The organism is Paenibacillus sp. M-152, from assembly GCF_003856555.1.
GTDB classification, from domain to species: Bacteria; Bacillota; Bacilli; order Paenibacillales; family Paenibacillaceae; genus Paenibacillus; species Paenibacillus polymyxa_C.
Genome location: NZ_CP034141.1, coordinates 2,160,633 through 2,174,178 on the forward strand (window position 1 = coordinate 2,160,633; position 13,546 = coordinate 2,174,178).

Annotated in this window: 14 protein-coding genes; all 14 read left to right on the forward strand. The window is 45.3% G+C overall.

What is annotated here, in order from left to right; translation table 11 throughout:
- Nucleotides 1–10: 10 nt before the first annotated feature.
- The 14 genes from rnc to EGM68_RS09975 all read left to right on the forward strand — a co-directional run bounded on the left by rnc (nucleotide 11) and on the right by EGM68_RS09975 (nucleotide 13,474).
- Nucleotides 11–709 (forward strand): ribonuclease III, encoded by a 699-nt coding sequence (rnc, locus tag EGM68_RS09910; protein ID WP_013309856.1) that lies wholly within the window; start codon nucleotides 11–13, stop codon nucleotides 707–709.
- A 255-nt stretch (nucleotides 710–964) separates the two neighbouring features.
- A complete protein-coding gene (smc, locus tag EGM68_RS09915) occupies nucleotides 965–4,534 on the forward strand; it encodes a chromosome segregation protein SMC (RefSeq protein WP_129549098.1) in 3,570 nt (1,189 codons plus the stop codon).
- Nucleotides 4,535–4,572: 38 nt separating this feature from the next.
- A complete protein-coding gene (ftsY, locus tag EGM68_RS09920) occupies nucleotides 4,573–5,580 on the forward strand; it encodes a signal recognition particle-docking protein FtsY (protein WP_013370643.1) in 1,008 nt (335 codons plus the stop codon).
- 153 nt (nucleotides 5,581–5,733) lie between these two features.
- Nucleotides 5,734–6,384, forward strand: a complete 651-nt coding sequence (gene trhA / locus EGM68_RS09925; RefSeq protein ID WP_016819276.1) for a PAQR family membrane homeostasis protein TrhA — start codon at nucleotides 5,734–5,736, stop codon at nucleotides 6,382–6,384.
- 166 nt (nucleotides 6,385–6,550) lie between these two features.
- Nucleotides 6,551–6,919 (forward strand): YlxM family DNA-binding protein, encoded by a 369-nt coding sequence (ylxM, locus tag EGM68_RS09930; RefSeq protein ID WP_013370645.1) that lies wholly within the window; start codon nucleotides 6,551–6,553, stop codon nucleotides 6,917–6,919.
- Between the two features lie 51 nt (nucleotides 6,920–6,970).
- Entirely contained in the window at nucleotides 6,971–8,347 is a 1,377-nt protein-coding gene (ffh, locus tag EGM68_RS09935) for a signal recognition particle protein (RefSeq protein ID WP_025676852.1), read from the forward strand.
- Nucleotides 8,348–8,416: 69 nt separating this feature from the next.
- Nucleotides 8,417–8,689, forward strand: coding sequence for a 30S ribosomal protein S16 (rpsP, locus tag EGM68_RS09940; RefSeq protein ID WP_013370647.1), 273 nt, complete (start codon nucleotides 8,417–8,419; stop codon nucleotides 8,687–8,689).
- Between the two features lie 23 nt (nucleotides 8,690–8,712).
- A complete protein-coding gene (locus tag EGM68_RS09945; protein ID WP_013370648.1) occupies nucleotides 8,713–8,943 on the forward strand; it encodes a KH domain-containing protein in 231 nt (76 codons plus the stop codon).
- Between the two features lie 97 nt (nucleotides 8,944–9,040).
- Nucleotides 9,041–9,556, forward strand: a complete 516-nt coding sequence (gene rimM / locus EGM68_RS09950; protein ID WP_013370649.1) for a ribosome maturation factor RimM — start codon at nucleotides 9,041–9,043, stop codon at nucleotides 9,554–9,556.
- A complete protein-coding gene (gene trmD, locus EGM68_RS09955; protein ID WP_013370650.1) occupies nucleotides 9,556–10,374 on the forward strand; it encodes a tRNA (guanosine(37)-N1)-methyltransferase TrmD in 819 nt (272 codons plus the stop codon). The genes rimM and trmD overlap by 1 nt, the downstream gene beginning before the upstream one ends.
- A gap of 224 nt (nucleotides 10,375–10,598) precedes the next feature.
- A complete protein-coding gene (rplS, locus tag EGM68_RS09960; protein ID WP_007429998.1) occupies nucleotides 10,599–10,943 on the forward strand; it encodes a 50S ribosomal protein L19 in 345 nt (114 codons plus the stop codon).
- A 101-nt stretch (nucleotides 10,944–11,044) separates the two neighbouring features.
- Nucleotides 11,045–11,671, forward strand: coding sequence for a signal peptidase I (gene lepB / locus EGM68_RS09965; RefSeq protein WP_025676859.1), 627 nt, complete (start codon nucleotides 11,045–11,047; stop codon nucleotides 11,669–11,671).
- Between the two features lie 87 nt (nucleotides 11,672–11,758).
- Nucleotides 11,759–12,619 carry a ribosome biogenesis GTPase YlqF gene (ylqF, locus tag EGM68_RS09970; protein WP_014599660.1) on the forward strand — a complete coding sequence of 287 codons (861 nt, stop codon included), beginning with the start codon at nucleotides 11,759–11,761 and terminating at the stop codon, nucleotides 12,617–12,619.
- A gap of 168 nt (nucleotides 12,620–12,787) precedes the next feature.
- Nucleotides 12,788–13,474, forward strand: a complete 687-nt coding sequence (locus EGM68_RS09975; protein ID WP_025676862.1) for a ribonuclease HII — start codon at nucleotides 12,788–12,790, stop codon at nucleotides 13,472–13,474.
- The last annotated feature ends 72 nt before the right edge of the window (nucleotides 13,475–13,546 follow it).

Sequence of the window (13,546 nt, forward strand, 5' to 3'; positions counted from 1 at the left end):
GGTCAGTTCGTTGAGTGGAGACTTGAAGCAATTACAGCAGAAACTTCATATTCAATTCAACAATCGGCAGCTTCTGAAGCAGGCTTTTACGCACGCTTCCTACGTAAACGAACATCGGTTCAGTCAGCATGCAGATAATGAGCGTCTGGAATTTCTGGGTGACGCTGTTCTGGAACTGACGGTGTCTGAGCAATTGTACAATCAGTACCCTAACCGGCCCGAAGGCGAACTAACCAAGTTGCGTGCAGCTATTGTCTGTGAGCCTTCTTTGGTGAAGTTTGCTGTCGGGCTTGAGTTTGGGCAGTATGTATTGCTTGGAAAAGGTGAAGAGCTGACAGGCGGACGTACTCGTCCTGCTCTGTTGGCTGATGTGTTCGAGGCGTTCGTAGGCGCGCTTTATTTGGATCAGGGTCTGGAAGCCGTCCGGTCGTTTCTAGAACGTTATATTTTTCCTCAAATTGTATTAAACGGTAAGCTTCAGATGAGTGATTTCAAAACAGAGCTTCAGGAACTGACGCAGCATCATAACATGGGGATGCTTGAATACAAGATTGTCGAGGAACGCGGACCTGCCCATGAACGCGAGTTTGTAGCCGAGGTATATATGGACAGCGAACGGCTGGGGGCAGGTACAGGACGCTCCAAAAAGGAAGCTGAGCAGCAAGCGGCGGCAGTTGCTTTAAACCGTTTGAAGCTGGCGGAATCGTAATCGGTACCTGAGCGGCCCGAACGGGTGACGCAAGCAGAGGACACAAAGTAAGAGCAAAGGGCAGTCCGCGGGGAGTCCCGGCCCATAATGGCGAATGGACTGCGTTTTGCTCTTTTTTCGTGGCTTTACTGCTGTAAAGTGAACGTCGATACTGTGCTTTTTTCAAATTAGTCTTATGCTACAATAAGGATAATTCAATCAATCAGGTCAATGAAGTTGTACAAGCATATTTGAATGTTAGAGGTGAGATTGAGCATGTTTTTAAAGCGCATTGAGCTGGCGGGCTTCAAATCGTTTGCAGATAAAACGGAAATGGAATTTGTCCGCGGCATTACGGCAGTCGTCGGACCCAATGGGAGTGGAAAAAGTAATATTTCCGACGGAATTCGTTGGGTGTTGGGCGAACAGAGTGCCAAATCACTGCGTGGCGGCAAGATGGAGGACATTATTTTTGCAGGTAGTGATGCTCGTAAGGCTGTTAATTACGGTGAAGTATCACTTACGCTAGATAATGAAGATCAGGCATTGCCTCTGGATTTTGGTGAAGTGACGGTAACGCGACGTGTGCATCGGAGTGGGGATAGTGAATATTTCATTAATCGTCAATCATGCAGACTTCGGGATATTACTGAGCTGTTTATGGATACAGGGATTGGTAAAGAAGCTTATTCGATTATTGGGCAAGGACGTATTGAAGAAATTTTGAGTACCCGATCTGAGGATCGACGGGGTATTTTTGAGGAAGCCTCGGGTATCGTAAAATATAAATCACGTAAAAAAGATGCAGTTCGCAAGCTGGATGAAACAGAGCAAAATTTGCTGCGTATTCACGATTTGGTCAGTGAACTAGAGGATCAGATTGGACCTCTTAAGGAGCAGTCTGAAAAGGCGATTTATTTTAAAGAGCTGCGCAGTGAATTAAAATCAAAAGAAATTTCGATGTACGTCCATCAAATTGAACAAATTCATACTTCATGGAGCGATGCGACTTCCAAACTAGCTTTGTTGCAGCAAGAGCAGCTTCAGTTGTCTACAGTAGTGTCCCGCCATGATGCGATGCTGGAAAACGATCGTAATGAATTACGGCAGCTGGAAGAGCAAGTAGAACGTCTGCAAAAGGATCTGCTGCAATACAGTGAAGCTACGGAAAAAAGTGAAGGATACGGTGAATTGCTCAAAGAGCGCACACGCAATTTGGAGGCCAATCGGGAACAATTGATCTTATCCCTCAGCACAAGTGAATCACGGCATTCCGAACGCAAAAGCGAACTGGATCAGCTGAACGAAAAGCTGTCAGCGCTGAATGTAGAGCTGGACGAGTTGCGTGCGCGTCTGTCTGATGAAGAGGCCAAACTGATTGGCGTCACAGGTGGAATCAGCCAGGAGCAGGAAGAAAGCCTAAAGGGTGGTCTGCTGGAGCTGATGAATCAGATGGCGCAGGCGCGTAACGAAATTCGTTATACCGACCAACAGAAGGAAGCGTTGGAACGCCGAGTGAATCGCGTCAGTGATGAATCCGGCAAATGGGAAGCCCAAAAAGTCGAACTTGAACAGCGCAAAAAAGGGTTGGAAGCGACGATTCAGAAGCTGGGACAGGAAATTAGCAGTTTGCGCAGTGGCTATATTCAGGGAAGTGAACAGTACCAGGCCCTGCAAAAACTACTGGAAGAAAACCAGGGCACGGTTCGTAAATGGGAACAAAAACGTGAGGCTCAAATTTCACGGCGAGATACGATGAAAGAAATGCAGGATGACTTTGACGGCTTCATGCTCGGAGTTAAAGAGGTGTTAAAGGCTTCACGCAAAGGAACTTTGCACGGTGTGCATGGAGCAGTAGCGGAGCTGATTCGGGTACCTGAGCATTTAGAGCAGGCGATGGAAACCGCTTTGGGCGCTTCAGTTCAGCATATTGTGATGGAAAATGAATCGGTATCCAGACAGGCGATCAGTTTTCTAAAGCAACGTCAATTGGGCAGAGCGACATTCTTGCCTATGGACGTTATCCGCCCGCGTCAGATTGGTGCTGGAGAACGTCAAATTGTGGAAAGCGCAGAAGGCTTTGTCGGGATCGGTGCAGATCTTGTTCAGTACGATGATCGATATGCCGGAATCGTAGGCAGTCTCTTGGGGAATGTGGTCATTGCCCGTACGCTGGAAGATGCCAATCGTATTGCGGCCCGTTGTCAATATAGATATCGTGTTGTCACGCTGGAAGGCGATGTTGTCAATGCAGGTGGTTCCATGACTGGGGGGAGCCAGTTCAAGAAAAATGCTAATCTGCTGGGCCGTAAACGTCAGCTGGATCAGTTGGATCAAGACATTCTAGACACGGAACAGCAAATTGCCAGGTTGCGCCAGAGTGCAATAGATACCAAACGACAGTTGGAGGAGACACAGACCCGTCTGGATGAATTGCGCCAGGGCGGCGATGTGAAGCGGACCGAAGAGCAGCAGATGGCAATGGAGCTCAAACAACTTGAGCATGAACTTCGTCATGTTCTGGAGCAGGTAGCTGCGTCTGGCCAGGAGAAAAAAGGCTTTGACCAGGAAATCAAGGAGTTGGAAGCTTCCCGTGCAGAAGCACTGGTAAAGTTGGCTGCGCTGGAGGAAGAAGAGAAGAAAACGCATCAAGCCATTCACGCTGCCGAATTTGCGCGTAAAGCGAATGAATCAGCCAAAGAGCAGTTGCAAGGAGAGCTCACCAATCTCAAGGTAAGAGAAGGCAAGCTGGACCAAGAGCGCTTTTCATTGGAAGAGCAGATTCGCAGACTGCGTGGGGATTATGATACCCTTGGTAAGGATTCAAGACAAAACAAGACCTTGCTTGCTTCCATCGAAGCGGATTTGCTTACCAATGAGCAGGAGACCGTGAAACAAATTGAGAATCTCAATCAATACCGTTTGAAAAAGGAAGAAGCTGCAGAGCAATTGGAATTCAAACGGGCTGCACGCAGCAGCTTGTCCAAAAAACTGGAAGCTGCTGAGAATGACACAAAAGAACAGCGAATTCAGCTTAAGTCGGTGGAGGAACTGCTTCGCCAAACAGAAATTGGAGTAAACCGACTTGATGTGGAACTGGAAAATGTTTTGAAAAAATTAAGTGATGATTATGAACTCAGCTATGAGCTGGCCAAGCAGCGTTACCCTATACCGGAAGATATTGAAGGTACGCAGAGTGAGGTGGAAAGGCTCAAACGCGGGATATCTGCGCTGGGTGAGGTCAATCTGGGTGCTATTGAGGAATACCAGCGTGTACATGAGCGCTATACGTTTCTTGATGAGCAAAAGTCTGATTTGGTAGAGGCCAAGACAACGCTCTATCAGGTTATTCGTGAAATGGATGATGAAATGTCCAAGCGCTTCAAGACCACGTTCGATGCGATTCGTCGCGAATTTGGAACGGTTTTCTCCAAGCTGTTCGGAGGCGGACGTGCAGACCTTGTGTTGCTTGATCCGGAACGTTTGCTGGAGACGGGCATTGACATTGTAGCTCAGCCTCCAGGCAAAAAACTTCAAAACTTACAGTTGTTGTCAGGCGGTGAACGGGCTCTAACAGCAATGGCTTTATTATTTGCCATTTTACACGTTAAACCTGTTCCATTCTGTGTACTCGATGAAGTAGAGGCAGCATTAGACGAAGCAAATGTGGTGCGTTTTGCTCAGTATTTACGGGAATTCTCAGAGCAGACACAGTTTATCGTAGTTACACACCGTAAAGGCACCATGGAAGAATCCGATGTGCTGTACGGGGTTACGATGGAAGAAGGCGGGGTTTCTAAACTCGTATCTGTCAAGCTGGACAACGATGAAGCTGAGATTGCCTGACATCAAATAACATACTTTCAGATCAACGGAGGGAATCCATGAGTTTCTTTAGAAAATTGAAGGAAAGCATCGCAAGCAAAACGGAATCGGTCACAAAGCAGTTCAAAGACGGTTTAGAAAAAACACGTAAAGGTTTCGTTGAAAAAGTAACGGACCTGATGATTCGCCGTAAAAAAATTGATGAGGAATTTTACGAGGAACTGGAAGAAATTCTGATCGGAGCGGACGTAGGCGTCAATACGGTTATGAACCTCATTGAAGACTTGCGGGGAGAAGTGAAAAAACGCAAAATCGAGGATGCGTCCGAGTTACAGCCTGTACTGTCGGAAAAGCTGTCTGAGTTGCTGCGGGGGAATGACAATAGTCAGCTCAAAATGAATCCAGACGGGATTACGGTTATTCTATTCGTAGGCGTCAATGGAGTCGGAAAAACAACGACCATTGGCAAGTTGGCTCACCGTTTTAAACAAGAGGGCAAAAAAGTATTGTTGGCTGCTGGAGATACGTTCCGGGCGGGCGCGATTGAACAGTTGGAGGTTTGGGGCCAACGGGCAGGTGTAGAGGTCATTAAACAGCAATCTGGTTCAGATCCAGCTGCGGTTATGTTTGATGCCGTACAGGCTGCCAAGCAGCGTCAAGTAGATGTTTTGTTATGCGATACAGCAGGACGTCTTCAGAATAAAAGCAATCTAATGGAAGAATTGAACAAGATTTTCCGCGTTATCCAACGTGAAATTCCAGACGCTCCTCATGAAGTGTTGTTGGTACTTGATGCGACGACTGGACAAAATGCACTTAACCAAGCCAAGCTGTTTGGTGAGAAGAGCGGCGTAACCGGTCTGGTACTGACAAAATTGGATGGTACAGCAAAGGGCGGGATTGTTGTTGCTATCCGTCAGGAATTGAATTTGCCTGTTAAGCTGGTGGGCTTAGGTGAAAAAGTGAATGATCTTCAACCGTTTGATTCAGAACAATTTGTTCATGCATTGTTCGCCGGTTTGATCCAAGAAGAGGCTGTCGAAGCTGGCGAGGAAGAGCAGAACTAATCCGTTTGATTAGACTTGCTTATAAGTCTGGGACTAAGCAGTGCTCCTGTTGCTGCTTAAGCCCGCCCAACTGTATAATGAAAGCAAAAGGTTTGACGATGCCGGATAAATTCTTGTAAAAAAATATTACTCAGGAAGCCGGGTGAAAAAACGATGGCAAACACCTATACTTATTCCCGACGGGAAGAAGTAGCTAACGCGATTACACATGGTATTGGAGCCGTTTTAAGTGTGGCGGCGCTTGTGCTGCTCATTGTTTTTGCTAGCATGAAAGGAACTGCTTGGCATGTCGTAAGCTTTACAATTTACGGAATTACAATGCTGTTGCTGTATACCAATTCCACGTTGCTTCATAGCCTGCGTGAAGGAAAATTGAAGGATTTGTTCGAAATATTCGATCATTCTTGTATTTACCTGTTCATTGCAGGTAGCTACACCCCTTTTATGCTCGTTGCATTGCGAGGTACTCTGGGATGGACGCTGTTTGGAGTGATTTGGGGGATCGCTTTGTTTGGTGTACTGTTCAAGGCGTTCTTCACCAAACGCTTCCTGTTTATGTCTACTGTGTTTTACATTATAATGGGCTGGCTTATTACCATTGCCTGGAATCCCCTGATGGCCATTGTTCCCGCCGGAGGGATGACGCTATTGTTCGTAGGTGGTCTTATGTATACGCTGGGCACGATTTTTTATGTGTGGCGAGCATTTCCATATCACCATGCGATCTGGCATCTGTTTGTTTTAGCAGGCAGCATACTTCATTTTCTGGCTATTCTGCTGTATCTTACTCCGGTAAGAGTGTGAGTGAGAGGGACAAAAAAGTCGATCTGTTTTCCCGTTTAAGGGTAGCGGATCGGCTTTTTTTTATATGACAAGGGATAACGCTTGACATCTTCTTTTCTTTTATGTATGATAAGGAACGTTGAAAAGAACTGTAAAGTGTTTTTCCTTGACGATGGAGGTATACACGATGAGTCAGGAGAATCGGCTGGAAAAGACAAACCGGATTAACCGACTGTTTGACTTCTATGAACCTCTACTTACAGAGAAGCAACAGATGTTTTTAAAATATTACTTCCATGATGATTTTTCTTTAGGGGAAATTGCATCGGAATTTCAAATTAGCCGTCAGGCAGTCTATGAACATATTAAACGTGCTGAACAGGTATTAGAAATGTATGAGGAAAAGCTTGGATTGCTAAGTAAGCATGAACGTAGAATCCAAGATTTAGAGGAACTGAATGCGACATTATATGATGCATTCGGAAAAGTTGGTAAGCCCGATAAGGATACATTGCAACATGTCCAACAAATTGTAAATCGCCTGCAGGAATTGTAGGATATATAAATGAAGAACTAACAACCCTGGTAGACAAGGAGGTGCGAAAGTATGGCATTTGAAGGATTATCGACTCGCTTGCAAAATGTATTCAGTAAATTGCGCGGCAAAGGAAAAGTGTCTGAGGATGATGTAGCTCAGGCGATGCGTGAAGTGCGATTGGCTTTGCTTGAAGCGGACGTTAACTTCAAGGTTGTAAAGGACTTTATTGCCAAGGTAAAGGAGAAATCCGTTGGTAAGGAAGTGATGGACAGCTTTACGCCAGGCATGGTCATCATCGACATTGTAAACAAGGAATTGACCGAGTTGATGGGTGGCAGTCAGGCCAAGCTTGCCAAAGCAAACAAACCGCCTACAGTCATTATGATGGTGGGTCTCCAGGGCGCAGGTAAGACGACGACGTCAGGTAAACTAGCGAAGTTGTTGCAAAAGCAAAACCATCGTCCATTGCTTGTAGCTGGTGATATTTACAGACCTGCCGCGATCAAGCAGCTTCAGATTCTCGGTGAGCAGATTAACGCACCTGTATTTACATTGGGAGATCAGACAAGCCCGGTGGAAATCGCAAAACAGGGTTTGCAGCATGCTAAGGATAATGGTAATGACTACGTTATTATAGATACTGCCGGTCGTCTTCATGTTGATGAAGAACTGATGGAAGAGTTGCGCCAGATTCATACTAATGTCAAGCCGGATGAAGTTCTGCTGGTTGTAGATAGCATGACAGGACAGGATGCAGTTAACGTTGCGGAGCACTTTAACAATAGCCTTGAGTTAACGGGAGTTGTACTGACAAAGCTGGACGGCGACACTCGTGGGGGCGCGGCCTTGTCGGTTAAAGCTGTGACAGGATGCCCGATCAAATTTGCTACATTGGGTGAGAAGCTGGATGCAATGGAGCCATTTCACCCTGAGCGGATGGCTTCACGGATTTTAGGCATGGGTGACATGCTGTCCCTGATTGAAAAAGCGCAGTCCAATATCGACGCCGATAAGGCGAAGGAAATGGAACGGAAAATGCGCAATGCCGAGTTTACTTTCGAGGATTTTCTGGAGCAAATGGATCAGGTTAAGAAGCTTGGCCCAATTGACCAGATTCTCGATATGATTCCTGGTATGGGCAACATGAAGCAAATGAAAGACATCAAAGTGGATGACAAACAGATGGGCCGGATTGAAGCTATCGTTCATTCGATGACTACACAGGAAAAGCAAAACCCAGACATGATTAATCATAGTCGTCGCAAGCGGATTGCTGTAGGCAGTGGAACATCGCTGGCTGAGGTAAATCGTCTCATTAAGCAATTTGACGAAATGCGCCGTATGATGAAGCAGTTCTCAGATATGATGGGTCCTAAGGGTGGCAAAAACAAGGCTCTGAAACAGCTGAAGAGTATGGGCAAAGGTATGAAGTTTCCTTTCCGCTAAAAGGTCGATAGGCCTTTGGAGTTATAGGATAGCAATATACAGTCTACTTTTTGAAGGAGGTGAATTTTCGTGGCAGTTCGTATTCGTCTGAAACGTATGGGTGCACATAAAGCTCCTTTCTATCGCGTCGTGGTATCTGATTCCCGTTCCCCGCGTGACGGTCGTTTTATCGAAGAAATCGGTTACTACAACCCTATTACAGTACCAGCGGTTGTAAAAATTGATGAAGATAAAGCGCTGAAATGGTTGCAAGATGGTGCACAAGCATCCGACACTGTTCGCAACTTGCTTAGCAAAGCGGGCGTGTTGAAAAAGTTTCATGAGCTTAAAACACAGAAATAAGGTGCTGATACGGAGGGTCAACCATGGAAGAATTAGTGATAATCATTGCTAAGGCTTTAGTCGATCATCCGGATGATGTGACCGTGAAGACCTTGGAGAAGGATCGACTTGTAGTGTATGAACTTAGTGTACATCCTGAGGATGTGGGTAAGATCATTGGCAAGCAGGGACGTATCGCCAAGGCGCTTCGCACTGTGGTTGCATCAGCAGCCGTTAAGATGGATAAACGGGTTACCGTAGACATCATATCTTAAAGATATACGAAAGTGGGTTAGGATGTATGTCCTAACCCTTTTTCGTACATGATGAAGATGATATGGAGCGGAGCCGATTATATGCAGGAGGAACACGATGCAGCAAATGTTTAATGTCGGGAAAATTGTGAATACACATGGAATTCGCGGTGAGCTAAAAATATTAACGACAACTGATTTTCTTGAGGATCGTTTTGCCAAAGGCAGCGAGCTATTGATTGTTCCAGCAGATGGCAAAGCACCGATTCCCGTAACTGTAGAAACAGCTCGTTTTCAAAAAAATATGGTTGTCGTAAAATTTAAGGAATATCACAACATCAATGATGTTGAGAAATATAAAGGTACTTTGTTAAAGGTCTCTGCTGAACGGTTAGGAGAATTGGAAGAAAACGAGTTTTACTTTCATGAAGTAGTCGGTATGGAAGTAGTAACGGAAGACGGAACTAAGCTCGGTGAGGTAAAAGAAATTTTGACACCGGGAGCGAATGATGTATGGGTAGTCCAAATGCCTAAAGGTAAGGAACTGCTATTGCCGTATATAGAGGATGTTATTTTGGATGTAAACGTGCGCGAAAAACGGGTTACAGTACGATTAATGGAAGGTCTGCTGTAATGCGGGTGGATGTACTGACCCTGTTTCCAGAGATGTTTGATGGCGTTTTTAATGCAAGCATTCTGGGAAAAGCAAGGGATAAGGGGATTGTATCACTGCAAGCGGTTAATTTTCGCCAGTATGCCGGGAACAAGCATGGGCAAGTGGATGATACGCCCTATGGTGGTGGAGGCGGCATGGTTTTGAAGCCAGACCCTATTTTTGCTGCCGTGGAAGCGCTGTTGGATAAATCAGAGCAATCAACATTTGAAGCTGCCGTTGAAGGTATTGGAGATGAAGATGCCGAACATAACGCAGACATAAAAACTCCGCGTATTATTTTGATGTGTCCACAAGGAGAGACTTTTACGCAAAAAAAAGCGGAAGAGCTTGCCAAAGAGGACCATCTTATTTTTATATGTGGACATTATGAGGGTTATGATGAGCGTATTCGAGAGCATCTGGTGACGGATGAGCTTTCGATCGGAGATTATGTATTGACTGGTGGCGAGCTACCAGCCATGGTCGTCATTGATAGTGTGACACGGTTGTTACCAGGAGTGTTGGGTAATGAAACGAGTGCGGTAACAGATTCGTTTAGTACAGGACTGTTGGAATACCCACATTATACTCGGCCTGCTGAGTTTCGGGGCTGGAAAGTGCCGGATGTACTCTTATCAGGGCATCATGTCAATATTGACTCTTGGAGACGACAAGAGGCGTTACGTCGTACGATGGAACGTCGACCGGACTTGCTGGAACAGGCTGAACTGACAAGCAGGGAGCGCGCGTGGATTGAGGAGCAGCACCAATTGGACAGTTCGAGGGACAAGCGATAAAGCACTATTAACATGAGTGGATTTGAAAGCAGGCAGGGACCTGTTTTATAATGAAGTCAATTAAATAATGTTTGGTCAAATCCCTTTTTGTTGTTGCAATGCGGTAACCTCCATGATACAATACATCTGTTGTGTGTAATACGGTGGTCCTCTGTGGATGATGAAGGAAACGGAAGAGTTTCCAGAAGAAACATGAACACCTGTACGGAAGGAGGGAGTCATAGATGAATATCGTCCAAGCGATTACTGAAGAACAACTGCGTAAAGATCTGCCTAACTTTCGTCCTGGTGACACTTTGAAAGTGCACGTGAAGGTTATCGAGGGAACTCGTGAGCGTATCCAGTTGTTTGAAGGTGTAGTAATTAAACGCCGTGGTGGTGGAATCAGTGAGACTTTTACAGTTCGTAAAATTTCTTACGGTGTAGGTGTGGAAAGAACTTTCCCGCTTCATTCCCCAAAAATCGATAAAATCGAAGTGGCTCGCCGTGGTAAAGTGCGTCGTGCGAAGCTTTATTATCTTCGTGAACTGCGCGGTAAAGCAGCGAGAATTAAAGAAATTCGTCGTTAATACAACGAATAACGAAAGGGGCTTGGTTACAAGCTCCTTTCGTTTTTTCTACGTACATAGGGAACTGTGGATTATTGACCGTAAAGAGAGGACAGTGAGCTATGGAGCAAGAAGTAGGACAAGGAGCTGTGCAGCAGCCAACTGATCAGGATGGTACGCCCAAGCGTAAACCAAAAAATGAGATTTTTGAGTGGCTCAAGGCCATCATTATTGCGTTAGTGCTTGTCTTTTTAATCCGCTGGCTTCTCTTTAAGCCTTTTATTGTGGATGGTCCGTCAATGCAGCCTAACTTTCATACCGGAGAACGCGTCATTGTAAATGAGATTTTGTATGATTTTCGTGCTCCTAAACCGGGTGAAGTGATCGTGTTCCATGTCCCGGAAGAAAAAAGAGACTTCATCAAGCGCGTCATTGCCGTTGCGGGTGATACGGTCAAGGTAGAAGGTGACACGATTACAGTAAATGGTAAGCCGATCCAAGAACCTTATCTCAAGGCTCCTTTGGAAGAAGCACATCAAAATGGCGAACTTTACAACAAGTTTACCAATTTTCCAAATGAAAAGTTTAAGAATGGAAAAGTGCCAGAAGGGCATATTTTTGTTATGGGCGATAACCGTTCCAATAGTACAGACAGTCGGATGATTGGATATATTGATTTGAAGGAAGTCGTGGGCCGGGCTGATGTCATTTTTTGGCCTGTGAAGGATATGCAGTGGATTAACCACTAGAAATAACTAATAAGCAGCATAGCTGCCGTAATCCTAACTATGACCCTAAGGGTGAAAGTAGGAGTTACGCTCAATGGGGTGATGACGGTGACGATTCAATGGTTTCCTGGTCACATGACCAGAGCGCGCCGCCAAATTGAAGCAAAATTAAAGCTGATTGATTTGGTTATTGAGCTGATTGATGCTCGGTTGCCGCTTTCCAGCCGAAATCCAATGATTGATGATATTTTGCAAGGCAAGCCGCGAATGATTATTTTGAACAAGGCAGATTTGGCGGACCCTGTAGTATCACAGCAATGGATTGCCTACTTTAAGGAACAGGGGCATGTAGCCTTTCCAGTAGATGCCACGACAGGGACGGGGCTCAAAGAAATTCCGGTTCAGGCCAAGCTGTTGCTTAAGGAAAAAATAGACCGGCAGATTTCGAAGGGAATGAATCCGCGTCCTATACGTGCTTTGATTGTCGGTATTCCGAATGTCGGCAAATCGACATTGATCAACCGAATGGCAGGACGTAATATTGCAGCTACGGGTGATCGCCCCGGAGTAACGAAGGCACAACAGTGGATCAAGACCGGAGAAATTGAATTGCTGGATACACCAGGTATTTTGTGGCCTAAATTTGAGGATCAGAACGTGGGCTATCGTCTAGCAGTTACAGGCGCGATTAAGGAAGAAATTTTAAATGTAGAGGACATTGCCTTTTTCGCGACAAAATATCTTGTTCAATATTATTGGGATGCCATGGCAGAACGTTTTGAGCTTACCGAACGCCCTGAGGATACAGAAAATCCAGATGATGTTGTGAACGTTATGGAGGCTATCGGACGTAAGCGTGGCTGTATTGTTAGTGGTGGACGTGTAGATCTCGAAAAGGCGTCAAAAATTATTTTGCGTGAGCTACGTGCAGGGAAGCTGGGACGATTCAGTTTAGAAGCACCATATTGATAGAGCTGGTACATCTGATACAGAACATTGCATTTTGTGGCAAGGAAGAACCTTCCCCATCTCTCCGGAGAGGAGGAAGGTTTTTTGGTATGTAAAGGTAGATAGAAAAGGGTTTTGAACAGTAGAGGTCTGTGGTAAGCTGAATTCAATTGTTAGAGCTACGGCATGATGAAGCTTAAACTACGTAAAGATGGGCAGGTATTGAATATGGAAGCTAAAGAGAACGCAGTAAAGGACATGCTGCACTATGAAAAAAAATGCTGGGAACAATCTTGTGAGCGGATTGCAGGTATTGACGAGGTAGGGCGTGGATGTCTGTTTGGAGATGTTGTGGCGGCAGCAGTCATTTTACCAGTTGGTGAGTTATTGGAGGGGGTAGACGATTCCAAAAAATTGACGGACAAGAAAAGAGAAGCCTACTACGAACTGATTATGGAGAAGGCGATTGCTGTAGGAGTTGGTCATGTAGACGCGCGGATGATTGATGAAATCAATATTAAACAAGCGGCTCGTTTAGCTATGAAAAAGGCTGTTGAGGCTTTACATGTGTCTCCTGATTATTTACTTGTGGATGCAGAAAAGGTAGATGTACCTATTCCTCAGCTATCCATCATTAAGGGAGATGCGAACAGTCAGTCTATTGCGGCAGCTTCTATCATTGCCAAGGTGACTCGTGATCGGCTATGCAAAGGTGAATGGGATGCGAAATATCCGGAATATGGGATTGGTATACATAAAGGTTATGCTACCAAGTTGCATAGAGAACAAATTTTGGCGCTAGGGCCTACAGAAATGCATAGACGCAGCTTTTTAGGCAATTTGTTGACCGAGCAACCAACGTTGTTTGATCTGTAGATACTTATTATGAATCAGGACAATACCGATATAAAGTATATCTAATATTACAGACCCTTTTGAGTAGGGGGA